22 protein-coding genes are annotated in these 20,976 nt (G+C 69.2%); 12 read left to right on the top strand and 10 right to left on the bottom strand.

Going from position 1 to position 20,976, the window contains the following annotated elements:
• Positions 1–14 precede the first annotated feature (14 nt).
• Complete coding sequence (locus tag IE069_RS02995) at positions 15–788, bottom strand: SDR family oxidoreductase (protein WP_189348633.1); 774 nt, start codon at positions 786–788, stop codon at positions 15–17.
• Positions 789–903: 115 nt separating this feature from the next.
• Positions 904–1,629 carry a 3-oxoacyl-ACP reductase FabG gene (gene fabG / locus IE069_RS02990; RefSeq protein WP_189348632.1) on the bottom strand — a complete coding sequence of 242 codons (726 nt, stop codon included), beginning with the start codon at positions 1,627–1,629 and terminating at the stop codon, positions 904–906.
• A 143-nt stretch (positions 1,630–1,772) separates the two neighbouring features.
• Here fabG and IE069_RS02985 point away from each other — a divergent pair, with 143 nt between their 5' ends.
• From IE069_RS02985 to IE069_RS02975, 3 genes are read left to right on the top strand one after another with little or no spacing between them, the layout of a single operon-like run.
• Positions 1,773–2,231, top strand: coding sequence for a DUF3099 domain-containing protein (locus IE069_RS02985; RefSeq protein ID WP_189348631.1), 459 nt, complete (start codon positions 1,773–1,775; stop codon positions 2,229–2,231).
• Complete coding sequence (locus IE069_RS02980) at positions 2,228–2,464, top strand: hypothetical protein (protein ID WP_189348630.1); 237 nt, start codon at positions 2,228–2,230, stop codon at positions 2,462–2,464. Before IE069_RS02985 ends, IE069_RS02980 begins: the two co-directional genes overlap by 4 nt.
• 4 nt (positions 2,465–2,468) lie before the next feature.
• Complete coding sequence (locus tag IE069_RS02975) at positions 2,469–3,356, top strand: SURF1 family cytochrome oxidase biogenesis protein (RefSeq protein WP_189348629.1); 888 nt, start codon at positions 2,469–2,471, stop codon at positions 3,354–3,356.
• Between the two features lie 96 nt (positions 3,357–3,452).
• Here the strand turns inward: IE069_RS02975 and IE069_RS02970 are convergent, their stop codons facing one another.
• On the bottom strand, positions 3,453–5,054 hold the full coding sequence (locus IE069_RS02970) for an ABC-F family ATP-binding cassette domain-containing protein (RefSeq protein ID WP_189348628.1): 1,602 nt from the start codon (positions 5,052–5,054) through the stop codon (positions 3,453–3,455).
• A 110-nt stretch (positions 5,055–5,164) separates the two neighbouring features.
• On the opposite strand from IE069_RS02970, the gene IE069_RS02965 reads away from it, so the two are divergent.
• Genes IE069_RS02965 through IE069_RS02955 form a run of 3 tightly spaced genes read left to right on the top strand, consistent with a single transcriptional unit; the run spans position 5,165 to position 7,210 of the window.
• A complete protein-coding gene (locus IE069_RS02965; protein ID WP_229790905.1) occupies positions 5,165–5,785 on the top strand; it encodes a biotin transporter BioY in 621 nt (206 codons plus the stop codon).
• Positions 5,786–5,809: 24 nt separating this feature from the next.
• Positions 5,810–6,544 carry an energy-coupling factor ABC transporter ATP-binding protein gene (locus tag IE069_RS02960; RefSeq protein WP_189348626.1) on the top strand — a complete coding sequence of 245 codons (735 nt, stop codon included), beginning with the start codon at positions 5,810–5,812 and terminating at the stop codon, positions 6,542–6,544.
• Positions 6,545–7,210 (top strand): energy-coupling factor transporter transmembrane component T family protein, encoded by a 666-nt coding sequence (locus IE069_RS02955; RefSeq protein ID WP_189348625.1) that lies wholly within the window; start codon positions 6,545–6,547, stop codon positions 7,208–7,210. It abuts the gene before it with no gap.
• A 105-nt stretch (positions 7,211–7,315) separates the two neighbouring features.
• On the opposite strand, the gene IE069_RS02950 is transcribed toward IE069_RS02955, so the two are convergent.
• The 5 genes from IE069_RS02950 to IE069_RS02930 form a co-directional block, all read right to left on the bottom strand.
• Positions 7,316–7,651: a metal-sulfur cluster assembly factor gene (locus IE069_RS02950; protein WP_189348624.1), complete on the bottom strand. Its 336-nt coding sequence runs from the start codon at positions 7,649–7,651 to the stop codon at positions 7,316–7,318.
• Positions 7,652–7,653: 2 nt separating this feature from the next.
• Positions 7,654–8,409, bottom strand: coding sequence for a Fe-S cluster assembly ATPase SufC (gene sufC, locus IE069_RS02945; protein WP_189348623.1), 756 nt, complete (start codon positions 8,407–8,409; stop codon positions 7,654–7,656).
• Positions 8,410–8,479: 70 nt separating this feature from the next.
• Positions 8,480–9,757: a Fe-S cluster assembly protein SufD gene (gene sufD, locus IE069_RS02940; protein ID WP_189348622.1), complete on the bottom strand. Its 1,278-nt coding sequence runs from the start codon at positions 9,755–9,757 to the stop codon at positions 8,480–8,482.
• A gap of 2 nt (positions 9,758–9,759) precedes the next feature.
• On the bottom strand, positions 9,760–11,220 hold the full coding sequence (gene sufB, locus IE069_RS02935) for a Fe-S cluster assembly protein SufB (RefSeq protein WP_189348621.1): 1,461 nt from the start codon (positions 11,218–11,220) through the stop codon (positions 9,760–9,762).
• Positions 11,217–11,990 carry a helix-turn-helix transcriptional regulator gene (locus tag IE069_RS02930; RefSeq protein ID WP_189348620.1) on the bottom strand — a complete coding sequence of 258 codons (774 nt, stop codon included), beginning with the start codon at positions 11,988–11,990 and terminating at the stop codon, positions 11,217–11,219. The genes sufB and IE069_RS02930 overlap by 4 nt, the downstream gene beginning before the upstream one ends.
• 204 nt (positions 11,991–12,194) lie before the next feature.
• On the opposite strand from IE069_RS02930, the gene IE069_RS02925 reads away from it, so the two are divergent.
• The 6 genes from IE069_RS02925 (at position 12,195) to IE069_RS02900 (ending at position 17,463) form a co-directional block, all read left to right on the top strand.
• Positions 12,195–13,157, top strand: coding sequence for an ABC transporter ATP-binding protein (locus IE069_RS02925; protein WP_189348619.1), 963 nt, complete (start codon positions 12,195–12,197; stop codon positions 13,155–13,157).
• Positions 13,150–13,923 (top strand): ABC transporter permease, encoded by a 774-nt coding sequence (locus tag IE069_RS02920; RefSeq protein WP_189348618.1) that lies wholly within the window; start codon positions 13,150–13,152, stop codon positions 13,921–13,923. Before IE069_RS02925 ends, IE069_RS02920 begins: the two co-directional genes overlap by 8 nt.
• Before the next feature lie 19 nt (positions 13,924–13,942).
• Positions 13,943–14,884 carry a COX15/CtaA family protein gene (locus tag IE069_RS02915; RefSeq protein ID WP_189348617.1) on the top strand — a complete coding sequence of 314 codons (942 nt, stop codon included), beginning with the start codon at positions 13,943–13,945 and terminating at the stop codon, positions 14,882–14,884.
• Positions 14,885–14,981: 97 nt separating this feature from the next.
• Entirely contained in the window at positions 14,982–15,536 is a 555-nt protein-coding gene (locus IE069_RS02910) for a GNAT family N-acetyltransferase (RefSeq protein ID WP_189348616.1), read from the top strand.
• Positions 15,533–16,888: an alpha/beta fold hydrolase gene (locus IE069_RS02905; protein WP_189348615.1), complete on the top strand. Its 1,356-nt coding sequence runs from the start codon at positions 15,533–15,535 to the stop codon at positions 16,886–16,888. Before IE069_RS02910 ends, IE069_RS02905 begins: the two co-directional genes overlap by 4 nt.
• Complete coding sequence (locus tag IE069_RS02900) at positions 16,885–17,463, top strand: HhH-GPD-type base excision DNA repair protein (protein WP_189348614.1); 579 nt, start codon at positions 16,885–16,887, stop codon at positions 17,461–17,463. The genes IE069_RS02905 and IE069_RS02900 overlap by 4 nt, the downstream gene beginning before the upstream one ends.
• Before the next feature lie 87 nt (positions 17,464–17,550).
• Here the strand turns inward: IE069_RS02900 and IE069_RS02895 are convergent, their stop codons facing one another.
• Together IE069_RS02895 and uvrB are read right to left on the bottom strand one after the other, a co-directional pair.
• Positions 17,551–18,603, bottom strand: a complete 1,053-nt coding sequence (locus IE069_RS02895; RefSeq protein WP_229790904.1) for a TerC family protein — start codon at positions 18,601–18,603, stop codon at positions 17,551–17,553.
• 261 nt (positions 18,604–18,864) lie between these two features.
• Entirely contained in the window at positions 18,865–20,973 is a 2,109-nt protein-coding gene (uvrB, locus tag IE069_RS02890; RefSeq protein ID WP_189348613.1) for an excinuclease ABC subunit UvrB, read from the bottom strand.
• Between the last annotated feature and the right edge of the window lie 3 nt (positions 20,974–20,976).

Here is a 20,976-nt window from a genome sequence, read left to right as displayed (position 1 = left end):
TCGTCGTACCGCTTCTAGCCCCGGCCGCCCGCGGCCAGGAAGTCCTCGGCGCCGCCCACGTACTCCGTGTGGCCGTGCTCGACGTCGGCGCCCACCATCGAGGCCACCTCGACGGCGAACTCCTCGACCGAGTAGAGCTTGCCGGCCGCCTCGCGGCGGGCCTCGATCGCGCCCGGCGTCGACCGGTCCAGAAGGGTCGCCGTGATGGTGCCCTCGATCATGTCCCCGGAGACCACGACGAACCTGACGCCCTTCTCCTCGAGCATCGGCAGACGCTCGCGCAGGGCGACCTCGCCGGCCCGCTTGGACTTCGCGACCGGTACGTACGCGTCCATCGTCGGCACCGTGTCGATGAAGTGGGCCTGGTGGCTCGTAACGAACACGACGCGCCCGCCCGGCTTCATGACGGACGCCGCAGCCTCGAGCATGTCGACCTGGGCGTCGCGGTTCAAACGAAGCGCGTAGTCCTCGCCGAGGCCCGACTCCATGCCGCCGGACGCGTTCAGGACCAGGATGTCGACGCCGCCGAAGGCCTCGACGGCCGCGTCGACCAGCGTCTGCGCCCCGCCGTCGGTGAGGTCGGCGCCCACTGCGATGGCCTGGCCGCCCGCTTCCTCGATCGCGGCCACGACCTTGTTCGCCCGCGGCGCCTTCTGCCGGTAGTTCACCACGACGTTGGCGCCGGCGGCGGCCAAAAGCTTGGCCGTCTCGGCGCCGATGCCGCGGGAAGACCCGGTCACAATGGCCGTCCTACCGCTGAGGTCGGTCGCTGCCGTCGTCTCGCTCATGCTGGCTCCTGTTCGTGCGTTTGTGGAAAAGCTTCAAAAACTGCGCCGCAGAAAGGGCGCCCGGAACCATTTTGCCAGCCCCCGGCGCCCCCGCGGTTGTAGGAAACCTCTAAGGTTAGTGACCCATGCCCAGACCGCCGTCGACCGGGATCACGGCGCCCGAGATGTAGGCCGCCTCGTCGCTGGAGACCCAGCGCACGACGTTTGCAACCTCCTCCGGCTCCGCGAAGCGGTTCGCCGGGATGGCGGAGAGGTAGTTCTTCTGCGTGTCCTCGGGCAGCGCCGCGGTCATCTCCGTATTGATGAATCCCGGGGCGACGACGTTGGCGGTGATGCCCCGGCCGCCGAGCTCGCGGGTCATCGAGCGGGCGATGCCGACCAGGCCGGCCTTCGATGCGGCGTAGTTGACCTGGCCCGGCGAGCCGTAGAGGCCGACGACGGAGGAGATCAGCACGACACGGCCCTTGCGCAGGCGGATCATGCCCTTCGTCGCGCGCTTGATCACGCGGAACGCCCCGGTGAGGTTCGTGTCGACGACGGACGTGAAGTCGTCCTCGCTCATGCGCATCAGCAGGGTGTCGCGCGTGACGCCGGCGTTCGCCACCAGCACCTCGACCGGGCCGTGCTCGGCCTCGACGGCCGTGAACGCCGCGTCGATCGACGAGGCGTCGGTCACGTCGGCCGTGACGCCGAACAGGCCCTCGGGCACCTCGCCGCTGCGGTACGTGATGGCCACCTTGTCGCCGTTGGCCTCGAAGGCCCGGGCGATCGCCAGGCCGATGCCCCGGTTGCCGCCCGTGACGAGGACGGAGCGCTGCTGGTGTGCCGTCGCGTCAGACATGTTTTACCTCCATCGGATTGCCGCCGGGACTGCCCGGCGGCCCACGTTCGTTGATTCGCAAGCCATCCTATCGGGCGGCGGCCCGAATTCTGCGCCCGGACCGGACGGTGAGACAATGGAAGCAACTGCCGTGGGAAAGATAGATGCGCGATTCAACTGATTCAGGATTCGACGATGCCGACCCCCGCCCGGGCGCGGCACAAAACGGCTCTGAGCACGTGTACAACATCACAGAAGCCGACGAGTCACACACCGCGGACGTGCATTCCCGCATGTTCAAATACACGCTGACCATGGGCATCCGTCTGGCCTGCTTCATCGCCGCGTTCTTCTTCCTCGACTCCTGGCTCGTGTGGGTCTTCCTCGCCGGCGCGGCCTTCCTGCCCTGGGTCGCCGTCGTCATCGCCAACGGGGCCACCAAAGACCACTCCCGCGATCCGGCGCCGACCAGCCTGATCGACCACGCCCCGTACGAGGAACTCGGCGCGGAGCACCCGGTCGACGAGCCGGACGACGAACCCGTCACCCTCGAGGGCGAGCTGTACACCGACGAACACCCCGAGCCGACACCACATCCGAAGACGAAGGAGGAAGGCCCGTGAGCCTCTTCAGCCAACTCGCCGGCGAGCACGGGCCGGACGCCCCGACGTGCTCGCGGAAGGGCTGCCGCGCCCCCGCCGCCTGGTCGCTCCTGTGGAACAACCCCCGCATCCACACACCGGACCGCCGGAAGCAGTGGCTCGCCTGCGGGGAGCACCGCGACTGGCTCCAGGACTACCTGACCCAGCGGGGCCTGTGGAAAGAGACCCTCCCGTTCGATTCGAAGGAGCAGTAGAGGCGTGTACCGCTTTCTTGTCAGCACACGGTGGTTCGGGTGGCTGCTGCTCGTCTGCGTCTTCGCCGGAGCCTGCACGTGGCTGGGGAACTGGCAGATGAGCCGACTCGACGAGGCGCGCGCCGCCAATGAGATCGTCGAGAACAACTACGACGCCGAGCCCGTCGCCTATGCGGAGGCCGAGGCCCTGTTCGACGGCCTCCCCGCGGAGCGGGCGTGGACGCCCGTGCGCCTCGACGGCCAGTACCTGGCGGACGACACGCTCATCGTCCGCAACCGGCCGCTCGGCGGACGACCCGGGTACGAGGTGCTGGTGCCCTTCCGCACGGACTCAGGCGACGTCGTCGTGATCGACCGCGGCTGGCTGCCCATCGGCAACGAGCACGCGGGCCGGCCCGACGTCATCCCCGCTCCGCCCGCGGGCCGGGTCGAGGTGGTCGCCCGCCTGCGCCCGCCGGAACCGACGCTGGACCGCGACGCGCCCGAGGGCCAGGTCGCCTCCATCGACCTCCCGCACGTCTCCGAGGTGCTCGGGATCCCCGTCGCCGAGGGCGCGTACGCCCGCATGGCGTCCGAGTCGCCCTCCCCCGCCGAGCTCCCGCAGGCGCTCGAGCGGCCGGTCCTCGAGGAGGGCAACCACCTCTCGTACTCGCTCCAGTGGTTCGCATTCGGCGTCCTGGGCTTCGTCGGGCTGGTCTGGGCCGCGCGGCAGCAGGCGCGCATCAACCGGGAGGACCGCGAGGAGGAGGCCGAGGCGGCCGCAGCCGGCCTCGAGATCAAGCATTCCGCCTACCGCGCGCCCCGCCGGAAGCAGTCGATCCGCCGCGACGGCCAGCCGACCGACGAGGAGCTCGAGGACGCCTACCTGGACGCGCTCGAACAGGAGCGGTAGCCGGCCCGGTACGCAAGAAGGGGCCCGTTTCCGGGCCCCTTCTCGCATCTCGGGACGACGCCTCGCCGTGCTGGGCCCCCGGGAAGGGGCGCGCGGTCAGGCCAGGGCGACCAGCTCGAGGTACTCCTCGCTGAAGAGGTCCTCGTCGCCGTCCGGCAGCAACACGACGCGCTCCGGATTCAGCGCCGCGACCGCGCCCTCGTCGTGGCTGACCATCACGACGGCGCCCTCGAAGTTCGCGAGCGCACTGAGGATCTCGGCGCGGGAGGCCGGGTCCAGGTTGTTGGTCGGCTCGTCGAGCAGCAGGACGTTCGCGCTGGAGGCCACGATGGTCGCCAGGGCCAGTCGGGTCTTCTCTCCGCCGGAGAGCACGCCCGCGGGCTTCTCGACATCGTCGCCGACGAACAGGAACGATCCGAGGATGCCGCGGATGTCTGCGTCGGCGAGGTGGCTCGGCGCGTTGTTCCGCATGTTCTGGAGCACGCTCGCCTCGTGGTCGAGGGTCTCGTGCTCCTGGGCGTAGTAGCCGACCTTCAGCCCGTGGCCGGGCTGCAGTTCGCCCGTGTCCGGCTGGGTGACGCCGGCGAGCATGCGCAGCAGCGTGGTCTTGCCGGCGCCATTCAGACCCAGGATGACGACCTTGGATCCGCGGTCGATCGCCAGCGAGACGTCGGTGAAGATCTCCAGCGATCCGTAGGACTTGCTGAGCCCCTCCGCCATGAGCGGGGTCTTGCCGCACGGGGCCGGAGTCGGGAAGCGGAGCGCGGCCACGCGGTCGACCTGGCGGACGTCCTCGAGCCCGGCCAGGAGCTTGTCGGCGCGCGCCGCCATCTGATGGGCGGCGGACGCCTTGGACGCCTTGGCGCCGAAGCGGGCGGCCCGGTCCTTGAGCTGGGAGGCCTTCTTCTCGGCGGTCGCGCGCTCCTTGCGGCGGCGCTCCTCGTCGGCGACGCGCTGGTCCTGGTAGCGCTTCCAGCCCATGTTGTAGACGTCGACCGTCGCGCGGAGCGCGTCGAGGTAGAGGACCTTGTTGACGGTCGCCTCCAGCAGGTCGGTGTCGTGGGAGATCACGAGCAGCCCGCCCTGGTGGTTCTTGAGGAACTCGCGCAGCCAGGTGATCGAGTCCGCGTCGAGGTGGTTGGTCGGCTCGTCGAGCAGGAGCGTGTCGGCGTCCGAGTAGAGGATGCGCGCCAGCTCGACACGGCGCCGCTGACCGCCCGAGAGCGTGCTCAACGGCTGGTTGAGGATGCGCTCCGGCAGGGCCAGGTTGTTCGAGATCGCGGCGGCCTCGGACTCGGCGGCGTAGCCGCCACCGGCGATGAACTCGGCCTCGAGGCGGTCGTAGCGGTTCATCGCCTTCTCGCGGACGGCCTCGTCCTCGCTGGCCATGTCGTCCTGCGCCTTGCGGAGCTTTCCGACGATGACGTCGAGTCCTCGGGCGGAGAGGATGCGGTCGCGGGCCAGCTGTTCCATGTTCGGGGTGCGCGGATCCTGCGGGAGGTACCCGATCCGGCCGGACTGGGTCACGCTGCCGCCGGCGGGCTGCCCCTCTCCGGCCAGGACACGGGTCATCGTCGTCTTGCCGGCGCCGTTGCGGCCGACCAGGCCGATCTTGTCCCCACTGTCGATGCGGAAGGCGACGCCCTCCATGAGCAGACGGGCGCCGGCTCGCAATTCGAGATCGGCTACGGAAATCACCGGCACATTCCTTTCGATGGGGACGCAAAATGACGGACGTTCCAGTCTAGCGGTGTCGGCTCGTGTACCATCATTGAACACCGTTCAATATGGCTTTCGAAGGAACGATCGTGACAAATCACACTACCGCACCCTCGCCGGGCGCGCCCCGGGTCCTGGCCCGACCGACGGCCCGGGACCTCTCGCTCGTCGCCGTCTTCGCGGCGCTCATCGCCGTGCTGGCGCTCGTCCCGGCCGTTCCGGTCGGCCCGCTGGGCGTGCCCATCACGCTCCAGACCCTGGGCATCTCGCTGTGCGGCCTGATCCTCGGCGGTTGGCGCGGCGGATCAGCCGCGCTGCTCTACCTCGTCGTCGGCCTGGCCGGCGTGCCGATCTTCGCGAAGTTCTCCGGGGGTCTCGGCGTCCTGGCGGGCCCGACGGCGGGATACCTCCTCTCCTTCCCGTTGACGGCTCTGCTGACCGGCGCCCTTGCAACGTGGCTGCTGCGCCGCACCACCCGCCTGCGCTTCCTGTGGCTCTTCGCCGCCTCCTTCGGCGCCTCGATCCTCGTGAACCACCCGCTGGGAGTTCTCGGCATGAGCATCAACGGCGACCTGCCGCTGGCGCAGGCCTTCCTGTACGACCTCCCCTACTGGCCGGGCGACATCCTCAAGTCCCTGGTGGCTGCGGGCATCACCGTGACCGTCTTCAAGGCGTTCCCGCGATTCGCCCGCCGCGATTTCCGGGCCTGATCGGGTCTGTGGGTTACTGGAGACATGCACGAATCGACAGTCAGCTTCGAGTCCGCCGCCCTGGCGGTGGAGGATGAGGCCGCGGTAGACGCCAGCGCGAAGGCCGTCCCGCAACGGACGGTCCTCTCCCCCGTCACCCTGACCCTGTCGGAACCGCGGGTCGCCGTGATCGGCGCGAACGGGTCCGGGAAGTCCACACTGCTGAAGATGATCAACGGGCTCGTGGCCCCGAGCGGGGGCCGGGTCCTCGTCAACGGGCACTGCACGCGGCAGGCGACCAAGCGGGTCCGCCGCGATGTCGGATTCCTGTTCACGGACCCCCTGGCCCAGCTGGTCATGCCGGTCGTCCTCGAGGACGTCGAACTCTCCCTCAAGGCGAGCGTTCCCGACCGCGGCGAGCGCCGCCGTCGTGCCCTCGAGATCCTCGAGCGCCTGGGCCTGGACCACCTGGCGCACCGGAGCGTCTACGACCTCTCGGGCGGAGAACGTCAGCTCGTCGCCCTGGCGACCGTGCTCGCCGCCGGGCAGCGGATCCTCGTCGCCGACGAGCCGACGACCCTGTTGGACCTGCGCAACAACGCGCTGCTGCAGCGGACCTTCGCGACACTGGAGCAACAGGTCGTCTACGCCACGCACGATCTCGACTTCGCCGCCCGGGCCGACCGCGTGCTGGTCGTCGACCAGACACGCGTGGTCTTCGACGGCGCACCCGACGAGGCGGTCGCCGCCTACCGGCAGCTCGCCCTGCGGGAGGCCTGAGTGCGGGGGCGGATGATGACGCTCGGGCTGGCCATCCCCGGACGCAGCGGGATCCACCGGGCGCCCCTGTGGGCGAAATACCTGGTGGTCCTGGCCTTCGGCGTGTGCGCCCTCGCCTGGCGGGAGGCGCCGGTGGCCCTGGCCCTGATCGGCCTGACCGTGCTGCTCTACGCGGCCGCCGGCCGGCGGGTGCTGGCCTGCTGGGCCGACCCGCTGCGCTACCTGTGGTGGATGTTCGCAATCCTCGGCGCGCACCAGTGGTGGCTGGCGTTCTCCGCCGGCGCCACGGGAATGGAGTCGGCCGCGCGCGCCGTCGCGATCGTGGGAGGGATGCTGGCGGCCCTGCAGGCGGCCCGGCTGCTGCTGCTGGTCACTGAGCTGACCGTCCTCATGGACGGGCTCGGCCGCGCCCTGCGCCCGCTGCGCCACGTCGGGATCGATCCGGAGGCCCTCTCCCTCGGGGTGAGCCTGATGCTGCGCAGCATCCCGGCGATCGCGGCCTCGGCCGTGGAGGTCGGCGACGCCGCGCGCGCCCGCGGGATCGGGCGCAATCCGGTCGCGCTGGCCGGGCCCGTCGTGGTCTCGGCGATCGACTACGCGCACCGGACCGGCGACGCGCTCGCCGCGCGCGGGCTCCTCGACCACGACGACGAACCCACCGGCTGAGGCGCCCGCACGCACGAAGAGCCCGGGCCCTTGACCCCGGCCGAGAGATTGCCTCTCGGTTGAGGTCAAGGGCCCGGGCTCTTGCGCACTACGGACCGCTGCGTCCTAGATGTTGAAGCCGAGGGCCCGCATCTGGTCGCGGCCGTCGTCGGTGATCCGCTCCGGACCCCACGGCGGCATCCAGACCCAGTTCAGCCGGTGCTCGTCCACGACGCTCTCCAACGAGGAGCCGACCTGCTCCTCGATGATGTCGGTCAGCGGGCAGGCAGCCGTCGTCAACGTCATGTCGATGATCAGCGTGCCCTCGTCGTCGTACTTCAGCCCGTACAGCAGGCCGAGGTCGACGATGTTGATCCCGAGCTCGGGATCAATCACGTCCTTCAGCGCCTCCTCGACGTCCTCGAGGGGCGTCTGCGTGTTGCCCTGGGTCGTCTCGCTCATGGTCAGGCCTTCACCGTGAAGCGGTCGTAGCCCTCTTCCTCGAGCTGCTCGGCCAGTTCCGGGCCGCCCTGCTCGGCGACGCGGCCGTCGACGAACACGTGCACGAAGTCCGGCGTGATGTAGCGCAGGATGCGGGTGTAGTGGGTGATGAGCATGGTGCCCATCTCGTGGTTCTCCGAGGCGCGGTTCACGCCCTCGGACACGACCTTCAGGGCGTCGACGTCGAGGCCGGAGTCGGTCTCGTCGAGGACGGCGAAACGCGGCTTGAAGAGCTCGAGCTGGAGGATCTCCACGCGCTTCTTCTCACCGCCGGAGAAGCCCTCGTTGACGTTGCGGTTCGCGAAGTCGGCATCGATCTTCAGGTTCGCCATGGCCGCCTTGACGTCCTTGGTCCAGTGGCGGAGGCTCGGCGCCTCGCCGTCGATGGCGGTCTTCGCGGTGCGCAGGAAGTTCGTCATGGTGACGCCCGGAACCTCGACCGGGTACTGCATGGCCAGGAACAGGCCGGCGCGTGCGCGCTCGTCGACGCTCATCTCGAGCACGTCCTCGCCGTCGAGCAGGATCGAGCCGGAGGTGACGTTGTAGCGCGGGTGGCCGGCGATCGTGGAGGCCAGCGTCGACTTGCCGGAGCCGTTCGGGCCCATGATGGCGTGCGTTTCACCGGTGTTGATCGTCAGGGTCACGCCCTTGAGGATTTCCTTGGTGCCCTGCTCGGTGTCGATCGAGACGTGCAGGTCCTTGATTTCCAGAGTAGACATTTTGTCCGTATCTCTCCTGTAAGCCGCTTGCAGCGGCGTGGGTCTGTGAATTCTTGCGGCCTGCGGGGGCCTAGTTCTCGGTGGCGGCGAGCTCTGCTTCGACGGTCTCGTTGAGGCGGTCCTCGAGATCGGCCACGCCGATCTTCTGGATGATCTCGTTGAGGAATCCGCGGACGACGAGCCGGCGCGCGGTCTTCTCGTCGATGCCGCGGGCCATCAGGTAGAACAGGTGCTCGTCGTCGAACCGGCCGGTGGTGCTGGCGTGGCCGGCGCCCTCGATCTGCCCGGTTTCGATCTCGAGGTTCGGCACCGAGTCCGCGCGCGCGCCGTCCGTCAGGACGAGGTTGCGGTTGGCCTCGTAGGAGTCCGTGCCCTCGGCGTTCTTGCGGATCAGGACGTCGCCGACCCACACCGTGTGCGCGTCCTTGCCCTGGAGCGCGCCCTTGTAGAGCACGTTGGACTTGCAGCGCGGCTGGTTGTGGTCCACCAGCAGCCGGTGCTCGAGGTGCTGGCCGGCGTCGGCGAAGTAGAGGCCGTACATCTCGGCCTCGGCGCCGGGTCCGTCGAAGCGCGCCGACGGGGTCAGGCGGACGAGGTCGCCGCCGAAGGTCACGGCCACGTGCTTGTAGTACGCGTCCTTGCCGACCTTCGCCTGCTGGGCCGAGGTGTGGATGGCGTCGTTCTGCCAGGCCTGCAGCGAGACGAGCGTCAGCTTGGCGCCCTCCTTCACGTCGACCTCCACGTTCTGGGCGAGCACCGCGGTGCCCACGTGGTCCAGGACGACGACGGAGCTCGAGTTCGGCTCGGCCACGATCACCACGTGCTGCGCGGCTGCCTCCGAGGAGTCGCCCTTGATCGTCAGGATCGCCTCGGCGCCCTCGGCACCTGCCGGAATCGACAGGACGGTGGCCTCCTTGGCGGCGTTCCAGGCGTTCGCGGAGACGCGGTCGTCCGGGACGCCGGCCGAACCGACGCGGGCGTCGTCCATGGCGACCGTCTCGAGGGCCAGGCCCTCGCTGCCGGCCAGGGCGACGGCGGGGGCGTCAGCCGACGGCGCGGCCTTGTGCAGGCCGCCCAGGCGCTTCAGCGGGGTGAAGCGCCAGTCCTCTTCACGGCCGGTCAGGGCCGGGAAGTCCGCCAGGTCGTAGCTGGTGGGGCGCTCGCCGCGGGATGCCTGCGGGATGCCTGCGGCGGCACCATGGCTGTGGGCCTTCGAGGCGTCGCCGCCCAGCGGCGATGCGTCCTCGTTCAACGGGGAGAGGTTCTCGCCCTCCTCGGTGAATCCCGCGATCGACGGCGAGCCGATGCGTGCCTTCTCGCCGGAGAGAGTAGTTGCGGTATCAGTCATGGTTAACCGACGGATCCTTCCATCTGAAGTTCAATGAGGCGGTTCAGCTCGAGCGCGTATTCCATCGGCAGCTCGCGGGCGATGGGCTCGATGAAGCCGCGGACGATCATCGCCATGGCCTCGTCTTCCGCCATGCCGCGGGACATCAGGTAGAACAGCTGCTCCTCGGAGACACGGGACACGGTGGCCTCGTGGCCCATCGTGACGTCGTCCTCGCGGACGTCGATGTACGGGTATGTATCGGAGCGGGAGATCTGGTCGACCAGCAGGGCGTCGCAGACCACCGAGTTCTTGACGCCCTTGGCGCCCTCGCGCACCTGCACCAGACCGCGGTAGGCCGAGCGGCCGCCGTTGCGGGCCACCGACTTCGCGACGATCGAGGAGGAGGTGTTCGGCGCGATGTGCACCATCTTCGAACCGGTGTCCTGGTGCTGCCCCTCGCCGGCGAAGGCGATCGACAGGGTCTCGCCCTTGGCGTGCTCGCCGACCAGGTAGACGGCCGGGTACTTCATGGTGACCTTGGAGCCGATGTTGCCGTCGACCCACTCCATCGTGGCGCCCTCTTCGCAGATGGCGCGCTTGGTGACCAGGTTGTAGACGTTGTTCGACCAGTTCTGGATCGTCGTGTAGCGGACGCGGGCGCCCTTCTTCACGATGATCTCGACGACGGCCGAGTGCAGCGAGTCCGACTGGTAGATCGGGGCCGTGCAGCCCTCGATGTAGTGGACGTAGGAGTCCTCGTCGGCGATGATCAGCGTCCGCTCGAACTGGCCCATGTTCTCCGTGTTGATACGGAAGTAGGCCTGCAGGGGGATGTCGACGTGGACGCCCTTGGGGACGTACACGAACGAGCCGCCCGACCACACGGCGGTGTTCAGCGAACCGAACTTGTTGTCGCCGACCGGGATGACCGAGCCGAAGTACTCCTGGAAGACCTCCGGGTAGTCCCTCAGCGCGGTATCCGTGTCGAGGAAGACGACGCCCTGGGACTCGAGGTCCTCGCGCAGCTGGTGGTAGACGACCTCGGACTCGTACTGGGCGGCCACACCGGAGACGAGGCGCTGCTTCTCTGCCTCGGGGATGCCCAGCTTGTCGTAGGTGTTCTTGATGTCGTCGGGCAGGTCTTCCCACGTCGTGGCCTGCTGCTCGGTCGAGCGCACGAAGTACTTGATGTTGTCGAAGTCGATGCCCGAGAGGTCTGCGCCCCACGTCGGCATCGGCTTGCGCTCGAAGTACTTCAGGCCCTTGAGCCGCAGGTTGAGCATCCACTCCGGCTCGCCCTTCTTGGACGAGATGTCACGGACGACGTCTTCGTCGATGCCACGCTTGGCGTTGGCTCCGGCGTCGTTCTTGTCCGACCAGCCGTACTCGTAGTTGCCGATCCCATGGAGCTCCGGATTCTTCTCCAGGATCTCATTGTTCACGCCGGGATCGGCGGTCTCCTGTGCAATCTGATCCGTCATCGCGGCCTCTCCTGCTTGTTGATCTTGATTCGAGTTCTCTTCTCAGCGCGCTGAGGAGTCTTGTGGCGTCCAACGGGAACGTGGGTGGTGCACACGTGCCCTCCGCCGGCGAGCGTGGACAGCCGGCGCACATCGACGCCGAGCAGCCGCGCGAAGGTCTTGGTTTCCTCGTCGCAGAAGTCGGGGAACTCCGCGGCGAGGCCCTGGATCGGGCAGTGCCCCTGGCAGAGCTGGACGCTCTGCATGGCCTCGGGCAGGGTCGCGCCGACTTCGCGGGTGTAGCCGACGAATCCGTCGGCGGCCAGTGCTCCGGCCAGCGCCTCGGCCCGGGCGGTCACATCCTCGCCGGCGGCCTCGACGATGGGCCGGTAGCGGCGCTCCATGGCCCCGAAGCGCCGGGCGGCGAAGGCGTTGACGGCCTCCTCGCCGACGGCATCGGCGAGCTCGGTGAGCGCGTCGGCTGCGATGTCGAGGTAGTCGTTGCCGAGCCGCGTCTGGCCGCGCTGGCTGAGCACGTAGCGACGCGCTGGGCGGCCTGCACCCGCACCCTGGCTCGCGATGACCTTGACCTCGACGAGGCCCTGCTTGCTGAGGGAGTCGAGGTGGCGGCGGACGGCCGCGGGCGTGAAGCCGAGCGACTCCCCCAGCTCCGCAGCACTGACGGGCCCCTGCTTCAGGACGGCCTGCAGTACGCGGTCACGGGTACGATCCTCGGTTTCGGGCGCCCGGCCACCATGGGACCGCGCCCCATCGTCTTCCGGAGTCGTCAACTGAGCTGAATACACAACACAATCATGACCTATTCGGGCCCTGTTGACTAGCAAGGCGACCCTTAGCCGGAGAGCGCCCGGCCGTGAGTTCCGACACACCCCGCTCTTCGGGGGCCGGCCCGGGGCTCCGGGCAGCGCAGTGGCGCGCGGTCCGACCCTACCGCACCCGCCGTCGGCCGGATTCTCTACGTCACGTAGAATGCTGTGGTGTCCTCGTCAGCCCCCGCCCTCGCCGTCGAATCCCTCCGCAAAGACTTCGGACCCGTCGCAGCCCTCGACGGCCGCATGGTCCGTGTGCTGCACGGCGTCTCCCTGCGCGCCGAGCGCGGTGCGGTCACCACGATCCTGGGAACCAACGGCGCGGGCAAGTCGACCACGCTCGGCTGCGCCCAGGGCCTGCTGAAGCCCGACGGCGGCTCGATCTCCCTGCTCGGCCACAACCCCTTCACGGCGTCCTCCGATCTGCGTTCGCGCGTCGGCGTCATGCTCCAGGACGGCGGCCTCCCGCCGTCGGTCCGCCCGATCCCGCTGCTCAAGCACGTGGCGGGAATGTACCGGCGGCCCGCCGACGTCGACGCCCTGATCGCGCGCCTCGGCATCGACGGCTTCGCCTCCACATCCGTGCGCCGCCTCTCCGGCGGCCAGAAGCAGCGGGTCGCCCTCGCCGCCGCCCTCGTCGGCCGGCCGGAGATCGTCTTCCTCGACGAGCCGAGCGCCGGCCTCGACCCGCAGTCCCGCCAGGTCGTCTTCGACCTGATCTCCGAACTGCGCGACGCCGGCCTCGCGATCGTCCTGACCACCCACCTCATGGACGACGCCCAGCGCCTGTCCGACTACGTCTACATCATCGACGACGGCCGCAACGTCGCCGAGGGCACCGTCGCGGAGCTGACCGCCCACGCCGAGACCGAGTCGCGCGTCCTCGAGATCAGCACGACGGCGGAGCTGAGCGCCGACGACCTGCGCGCCACCGCTGGGCTCACCCTGACGCGCGGGTCCGCGGGCCACTACCGCATCACCGGCGTCCACACGGCCGAGCACCTCGCCGCGGCGACCCGGTGGCTGGCCGAGGCCGACGTACTGCCCACCGCCCTGAGCATGCAGCCGCGCAGCCTCGAGGACGTGTTCCTCGATCTGGCGTCCACCAAGGAGCAGTCCGATGACTGAGACCACCCCCGCCCCGGCCGCGCCGTCGAACGCGGCCTCCGTCGCCCAGCGCATCCTGCGCCACGGCGGCTACGAGACCACGCTCATGCTGCGCAACGGCGAGCAGCTCGTCCTCGCCGTCGTGCTGCCCCTGCTCGCCCTCGTGGCGCTGACCTTCGTCGACCTGCTCGACGGCGTCGCCTCCTCGCGCATCGAGGCCGCGGCCCCCGGCGTGCTGGCCCTCTGCGTCATGTCGACCGCCTTCACGGGCCAGGGCATCGCGACCGGGTTCGACCGCCGCTACGGGGTCCTGACGTTCCTGTCGACGACGCCGCTCGGCCGGGTCGGCCTCATCTTCGGCAAGGCTCTCGCGGTGCTGGCCGTCCTGGCGGTCCAGCTGGTCGTCGTCGGCGGAACGGCCCTGCTCATGGGCTGGCGACCGGACCCGCTCGGGACCCTGATCGGCCTCGGCCTCCTGCTCGCGGGCGCCGCTGCGTTCACCTCCCTCGGCCTGCTCATCGCCGGCACCGTCCGCCCCGAGGCGACCCTGGCCATCACCAACCTGGCCTGGATCCTCCTGGCGGCGGCCGGCGGGATCCTCATCCCGGGCAGCCACCTGCCCGGGGTCCTCCCGGACATCGTCCAGGTCCTCCCGTCGGCAGCGCTCGGCGACGCCATGCGCGCAGCGCTGATCGACGGCACCGTGGCGACGGGATCCGTCGTCGTACTTCTCGCGTGGGCCGCCGTCGCCGGCACCGCCGCGACCCGCTGGTTCAAATGGACTTAGGTCCGATCGGAGTCACATCATGAGTTCCACCGTCTCCACCTGGACGGACCGCCTCCCCACCCGCGTCGGCCGCGGGGTGCACGCGCTCGCGATCGCGTCCCTGGTCTCGCAGATCGGGATCATCGTCACCGGCGGCGCCGTGCGGCTGACCGAGTCCGGGCTGGGCTGCTCGGAGTGGCCCAACTGCGTGCCGGGCTCCATGACGCCGACCCCGGAGATGGGCATCCACGGGCTGATCGAGTTCGGCAACCGCACGCTGACCTTCGTCCTCGCGGCGATCGCTGTCGCCATGATCGCCGCGGTCTGGAACATGCGCCGCACGCACCCGACGCTCTTCCGCCTCGCGCTGGGCCTGCTCGGCATCATCCCGGCGCAGGCGCTCATCGGCGGCATCACCGTCTGGACCGACCTGAACCCGTGGGTGGTGAGCCTGCACTTCCTCGTCTCGGCGACCGTCGTCGGCTTCGCCATGCTGCTGGTGAACCGGACGCGCATGCACCGGCGCGGCGAGGAGCGGATCATGCCGGCGGATCCGCCCGCCGGGATCGTCGCGGCGGGCTGGGCGATCCTCGCCACGGCGGCGGCCGCCGTCGTCCTCGGCACCGTCGTGACCGGCACCGGTCCGCACGCCGGCGACTCCGGTGCGCCTCGCCACCCGTTCGACCCGGAGATCGTCACCCGGCTGCACACGGCGCCCGTCTACGCCCTGGTCGCCGCCACGCTGGTCGCCGCGTTCCTGGTCTACCGCCGCGGGCAGCAGGCCACCGCGCAGATCTCGAGACTGCGGCGCGGCCTCGTGCTGCTGGTCCTCGTCCTCCTCGCCCAGGCGGGCATCGGCTACTGGCAGCACTTCACCGGGCTGCCGATCGGGCTCGTCCTGCTCCACATGCTCGGTTCCGCACTGCTGGTCGCGGCCGCAGTGAATGTGTGGGACCGGGCGACGGGCCGGTTCCCCCTCTGACCATGCGCGGCCCGACCGCGCTAGGATCGGGCCGAGACCTTGCGGCGCAGCGGCTCCCTGCTGCCATGCGTCCCGACCCGCAACGAGGAAGTAAGGCATGACTCAAACCACGTGTCGAATCCGCCCGGCCGAGCCGCGCGACGTCCCGGTCCTGCTGGCCCTGATCACCGAACTCGCCGAATACGAGCGCGAACCCGACGCCGTGCGCAACACGGGCGCCCTGCTGCACGAGCACCTGTTCGGCCCGGACCCGAAGGTGTTCGCCCACGTCGCCGAGGAGACCACCACCGACGACGACGGCGCCACGGTCGGCGACCCGGCCGTCGTCGGCATGGCGATCTGGTTCCTGAACTACTCCACCTGGGAGGGCGTGCACGGAATCCACCTCGAGGACCTGTACGTGCGGCCCGACGCGCGGAAGAACGGGCACGGCCGGGCGCTGCTCGCCACCCTGGCCCGCCTGGCCGTCGAGCGCGACTGCGCCCGCCTGGAGTGGCAGGTGCTCAACTGGAACGAGCTGGCGATCGGCTTCTACGACTCGCTCGGCGCCGAGGCCATGTCCGGCTGGACCACCCGCCGGCTCGACGGCGAGGGGCTGACCCGGCTGGCGGATCAGGCGCCGAAGGCGCCCGCGGAGGACCCCGCCGGATGAGCGCCCAGGCGACCGCGCACCGCACCGCCGCGACCCACGCGCACCGGGGGCTGAAGGCGACCGAGCACTACCTCGACGTCCCGCTCGACCACGGCGATCCGTCCGGCGAGCAGATCACCGTGTTCGCCCGCGAGATCGTCTCCACCGACGTCGACGACCCGGCGGCGCTGCCCTGGCTGCTCTTCCTGCAGGGCGGGCCGGGTGGCGCCGGCCCCCGCATCAGCTCCCTGTCGGGCTGGATCGGCGAGGCGGCGAAGTCCTTCCGCGTCCTGCTGCTGGACCAGCGGGGCACGGGGCTGAGCGCGCCGGTGAACCGGCAGAGCCTCCCGGTGCGCGGCGGCGTCGACGCGCAGGTCGCCTACCTGCGGCACTTCCGCGCCGACTCGATCGTCCGCGACGCCGAGGCCCTGCGCCGCGCCCTCGGCGTCGACCGGTGGACCACCCTGGGGCAGAGCTACGGCGGCTTCATCACACTCTCCTACCTGTCCCTGGCGCCCGAAGGGCTCGAGCGCTGCCTCGTCACCGGTGGCCTCGCCGCGGTGACGGGTCACGCGGACCGCGTCTACCGCCACACGTACGCCCGCATGGCGGCGCGGAACGCCGAGTACTTCGGCTGGTACCCGGAGGACCGGGACACGCTCGACCGCGTCTTCGCGCACGTCGACGAGGTCGCGGAGGTCCTGCCCGACGGCCGGCCCGTCACCCGTGGCGTCGTCCAGATGCTCGGCCAGTACTTCGGCGGGAACTCGCGCGTGCACCAGCTGCACTTCGCCCTCGAACAGGCGTTCGTCGAGACGGCGGACGGGCCGCGGCTCTCCGATGCGTTCCTGGGCACCCTGTACGCCCAGGCGTCCCGCCTGGCGAACCCGCTCTACGCGCTGATGCACGAGTCGATCTATGGGCAGGGAACGCTCGGACGGAACGACGACGGCTCGGTCGCCACGGCGTGGGCCGCCGAGCGGGTGGCGGAGGAGTTCGCGGACTTCCTGCCCGCCGCCGAGCGCCCGCTCCTGACGGGAGAGATGGTGTACCCGTGGTTCTTCTCCGCGGACCCGGCGCTCGTCCCCCTGCGGGAGGCGGCGGAGGCTCTGGCGGGCGTCGGCGACTGGCCGGACCTCTACGACCTCGACGTGCTGGCCACCAACACGGTGCCCGTCGCCGCCGCCGTCTACTCGGAAGACGTGTACGTGGACCGGGAGCTCAGCCTGGAGACCGCCTCCCGGGTGCGGGGGCTGCGCGTGTGGGAGACCGCCGATTTCCACCACGACGGCATCGCCGACGACGGTGCCGGGATCTTCGCCCGGCTGCTGTCGATGACCATGCCGGAATCGAAAGAAGGAGCTGCCCGATGAGCCTGCACATCACCGGTGACCCGGAGGCCGACGGCCTGCTGGACCGCGATCCCCTGGCGCTGCTGATCGGGATGCTGCTCGACCAGCAGGTGACGATGGAGTCGGCGTTCGCCGGGCCGGCCAAGATCGCCGAGCGCGCGGGAACCCTCGATCCCGGGGTGCTCGCGGACATGAAGAGCGACGAGTTCGTGGAGCTCTTCCGCATCACACCGGCCGTCCACCGCTTCCCCGGGTCCATGGCCGGGCGGGTCCAGGCCGTGTGCGCCGCGATCCGCGACGAGTGGGATTCCCGAGCGGAGAACATCTGGACCGCCGGGGATCCGGACGGGAGGGAGATCCTGAAGCGGCTGAAGGCGCTGCCCGGCTTCGGCGAGCAGAAGGCGCGGATCTTCCTGGCACTGCTCGGCAAACAGCGGGGTCTGGAGGCGGCCGGCTGGCGCGAGGCCGCGGGCGCCTACGGCGAGGACGGCGCCGACATGTCGGTGGCCGACATCGTCGACGAGCCGTCGCTGCAGCGGGTGCGCCAGAACAAGAAGGCGATGAAGGCCGCGGCCAAGGCGGCCAAGCAGAAGTAGCCACCGGCAACGAGAAAGCCGGGTGGCCGCCCCTGACGGGGTGGCCACCCGGCTTCGTCGTTCTGCGCGCGGTCGGCGACCGGTGCGCTACTTCTCTTCCGAGCCGGCCTCGCTGACCTGTTCGGTGTGCTCGGCCTGCTTGGCACGCTGCGCGAGGGCGGCCGCCTCGCGGCCCTTCTTGGACAGCAGGGAGGCCGCGGTGGCGATGATGATCGTGGAGAGGATCACGATCAGCGACAGGTTCGTGGAGATATCCGGGACCCACTCGATGTGCTCGCCGCCGTTGACGAACGGCAGTTCGTTGTGGTTCAGCGCGTGGAAGATGAGCTTCACGCCGATGAACGCCAGGATGAAGGACAGGCCGTGCTTGAGGTAGATCAGCCGGTCCATCAGGCCGCCCAGCAGGAAGTACAGCTGGCGCAGGCCCATCAGGGCGAAGATGTTGGCGGTGAAGACGATGAACGCGCTCTGCGTCAGGCCGAAGATCGCCGGGATCGAGTCGATGGCGAACATCAGGTCGGTCATGCCGATGGTGATGAAGACCATGACCATGGGCGTGAACATCTTGCGGCCGTCGACGGTGGTGCGCAGCTTGTTGCCGTCGTAGCTGTCGCTGATCGGAAGCTTGCGGGTCAGGCGGGCGACCAGGCCGTTGTTGGCCCCGGCTTCCTCGTCCTCGCCCTCGTCCTTGAGCTGGTGCCAGGCGGTCCACAGCAGGAACGCGCCGAAGATGTAGAACACCCAGGTGAAGTGCTCGATCAGGGTGGCGCCGACCAGGATGAAGATGCCGCGCAGGATCAGGGCGATGATGATGCCGAACATCAGCACTTCCTGCTGGTACTTACGCGGTACCGAGAAGCGGGCCATGATGATGATGAAGACGAAGAGGTTGTCGACACTCAGGCTGTACTCGGTGATCCAGCCGGCGACGAACTCCTGACCATACTTCGGGCCGGCCTGCCAGTACATGAGACCGGCGAAGACGAGGGCCAGGGTCACGTAGAAGCCGACCCACAGGCCGGCTTCCTTCATGGACGGTTCGTGGGGGCGCTTGACCACATAGAGGAGGTCGAAGAGCAGGATGAGGCCGAGCACCGTAAGCGAAACGGCTTCGAACCCGAAGGTCAGCTGATCTGACACGGACTACCTTTCATAGGGCGGCCGGAATCGCGGCCGCTGCGGGTACAACTTGTTGCCGCAAGTCTCTCCGCCGCCCGTGATCTGCTGCCGCCTGAGCGGTCAGATCGTCGGGTTCGGCCACTGCGCCCGGCTGATCGCGGCCCGTGTCTGGGCCGCTGACCGTCGTTGGTGTGTCAGCGTGTTGACGTCCGCAGTGTTCGGGATACTCCCCTACGTGCCATCGATTCTACCGCACATGCAGCCGTGGCCACGTCGTCCGTGTCACGCGTGCCCCGCGTCCTTCATCTGCCGCAGCTCCCGCTTGAGGTCTCCCAGCTCGTCGCGCAGGCGCGCCGCCAGCTCGAACTGGAGGTCGGCAGCGGCAGCGTGCATCTGCTCCGTCATCTGGGCGATCAGCTCCCCGAGGTCCTCCGCGGGGGCCGCGGCCAGCTTGCGCTTGCCCGGTTCGACCTTGCGCTGCGCCTCGGTCTTGGTCGAGTTGATGCCGCGCTTGCCCTTGCCGTAGTCGAACTCCTCGAGGAGCGCCTGCGTGTCCGCGTCCTCTCGCGCCAGCTGGTCGGTGATATCGGCGATCTTCTTGCGCAGCGGTTGCGGATCGACGCCGCGCTCCTTGTTGTACGCGATCTGGATCTCGCGGCGGCGCTCGGTCTCCTCCATCGCGTTGCGCATCGAATCCGTGATCCGGTCGGCGTACATGTGCACCTGGCCGTCCACGTTGCGGGCCGCGCGGCCGATGGTCTGGATGAGCGACGTGCTGGAGCGCAGGAAGCCCTCCTTGTCCGCGTCGAGGATCGCGACCAGCGAGACCTCGGGCAGGTCCAGGCCCTCGCGCAGCAGGTTGATGCCGACCAGGACGTCGAAGGTGCCCATGCGCAGCTCGCGCAGCAGCTCGACGCGGCGGAGCGTGTCGACGTCGGAGTGCAGGTACTCGACCTTGACGCCGTGCTCGGTGAGGTAGCCGGTCAGATCCTCGGCCATCCGCTTGGTCAGCGTCGTGACCAGGATGCGCTCGTTGCGCTCGGTGCGCTCGCGGATCTCCCCCAGCAGATCGTCGATCTGGCCCTTGGTCGGCTTGACCTTGATCTCCGGATCGACCAGGCCGGTCGGGCGGATGATCTGCTGGACGACGCCCGAGGACTGGCTGAGCTCGTACTTTCCCGGCGTCGCCGACAGGTAGACGGTCTGGCCGATGCGCTCGAGGAACTCGTCCCACTTCAGCGGGCGGTTGTCCATGGCGGAAGGGAGACGGAACCCGTGATCGACGAGGGTGCGCTTGCGCGACATGTCGCCCTCGTACATGGCGCCGATCTGCGGGATGGTCACGTGCGACTCGTCGACGACGAGGAGGAAGTCGTCGGGGAAGTAGTCGATGAGGCAGTGCGGTGCCGAACCGGTGCCGCGGCCGTCGATGTGCCGCGAATAGTTCTCGATGCCGTTGCAGAAGCCCATCTGCTGCATCATCTCGAGGTCGTAGGTGGTGCGCATGCGCAGCCGCTGGGCCTCGACGAGCTTGTTCTGGCCCTCCAGCGCCTCGAGCCGGACGCGCAACTCGTCCTCGATCTTGGTGATCGCCCGGTTCATCCGCTCGGGTCCGGCCACGTAGTGGCTGGCCGGGAAGACGTACATCTCCTCCTCCTCGCGGACGATCTCGCCGGTCAGCGGATGGAGGGTGTAGACGTTCTCGATCTCGTCGCCGAAGAACTCGATGCGGATCGCCAGCTCCTCGTAGACCGGGATGATCTCCACCGTGTCGCCGCGCACGCGGAAGGTGCCGCGCTGGAAGTCCATGTCGTTGCGCGAGTACTGCATGTTCACGAAGTGCCGCAGCAGGTCGTCCCGGTTGAGCTCCATGCCCTTCTTGAGCGTCACCATGCCGGAGACGTACTCCTCCGGCGTCCCGAGGCCGTAGATGCAGGAGACGGTCGCCACGACGATGACGTCCCGCCGGGTCAGCAGCGCGTTCGTCGCCGAGTGCCGCAGGCGCTCGACCTCCTCGTTGACCGAGGAGTCCTTCTCGATGAAGGTGTCCGTCTGCGGGACGTACGCCTCCGGCTGGTAGTAGTCGTAGTAGGAGACGAAGTACTCGACGGCGTTGTTCGGCAGCAGTTCGCGGAACTCGTTCGCCAGCTGGGCGGCGAGCGTCTTGTTCTGCACCATGACGAGGGTGGGACGCTGCAGCTTCTCCACGAGCCAGGCGGTCGTCGCGGATTTGCCGGTGCCGGTCGCGCCGAGGAGGACGACGTCCTTCTCGCCGGCATTGATGCGCTCGGTCAGCTCCTCGATGGCCGCCGGCTGGTCGCCGGCGGGGTCGAACTCGCTGATGACCTCGAACGGGGCGACGACGCGCTGGATGTCCTGGGCAAGACTCATGCC

Origin of the sequence: Zhihengliuella salsuginis (genome assembly GCF_014651715.1) — a bacterium.
GTDB lineage: Bacteria > Actinomycetota > Actinomycetes > Actinomycetales > Micrococcaceae > Zhihengliuella > Zhihengliuella salsuginis.
The sequence above is the reverse complement of the archived record's forward strand: the minus strand, read 5'-3'. Positions and strand labels throughout refer to the sequence as shown.

Bases quoted from the DNA above. Each gene is read 5' to 3' on its own strand.
- sufB (WP_189348621.1), bottom strand. From the start codon at position 11,220: ATGACGGATCAGATTGCACAGGAGACCGCCGATCCCGGCGTGAACAAT.
- uvrB (WP_189348613.1), bottom strand. From the start codon at position 20,973: ATGAGTCTTGCCCAGGACATCCAGCGCGTCGTCGCCCCGTTCGAGGTC.
- IE069_RS02915 (WP_189348617.1), top strand. From the start codon at position 13,943: ATGAGTTCCACCGTCTCCACCTGGACGGACCGCCTCCCCACCCGCGTC.
- IE069_RS02960 (WP_189348626.1), top strand. From the start codon at position 5,810: ATGCACGAATCGACAGTCAGCTTCGAGTCCGCCGCCCTGGCGGTGGAG.
- IE069_RS02985 (WP_189348631.1), top strand. From the start codon at position 1,773: ATGCGCGATTCAACTGATTCAGGATTCGACGATGCCGACCCCCGCCCG.
- sufD (WP_189348622.1), bottom strand. From the start codon at position 9,757: ATGACTGATACCGCAACTACTCTCTCCGGCGAGAAGGCACGCATCGGC.
- IE069_RS02900 (WP_189348614.1), top strand. From the start codon at position 16,885: ATGAGCCTGCACATCACCGGTGACCCGGAGGCCGACGGCCTGCTGGAC.
- IE069_RS02905 (WP_189348615.1), top strand. From the start codon at position 15,533: ATGAGCGCCCAGGCGACCGCGCACCGCACCGCCGCGACCCACGCGCAC.
- IE069_RS02950 (WP_189348624.1), bottom strand. From the start codon at position 7,651: ATGAGCGAGACGACCCAGGGCAACACGCAGACGCCCCTCGAGGACGTC.
- sufC (WP_189348623.1), bottom strand. From the start codon at position 8,409: ATGTCTACTCTGGAAATCAAGGACCTGCACGTCTCGATCGACACCGAG.
- IE069_RS02920 (WP_189348618.1), top strand. From the start codon at position 13,150: ATGACTGAGACCACCCCCGCCCCGGCCGCGCCGTCGAACGCGGCCTCC.
- fabG (WP_189348632.1), bottom strand. From the start codon at position 1,629: ATGTCTGACGCGACGGCACACCAGCAGCGCTCCGTCCTCGTCACGGGC.
- IE069_RS02995 (WP_189348633.1), bottom strand. From the start codon at position 788: ATGAGCGAGACGACGGCAGCGACCGACCTCAGCGGTAGGACGGCCATT.
- IE069_RS02910 (WP_189348616.1), top strand. From the start codon at position 14,982: ATGACTCAAACCACGTGTCGAATCCGCCCGGCCGAGCCGCGCGACGTC.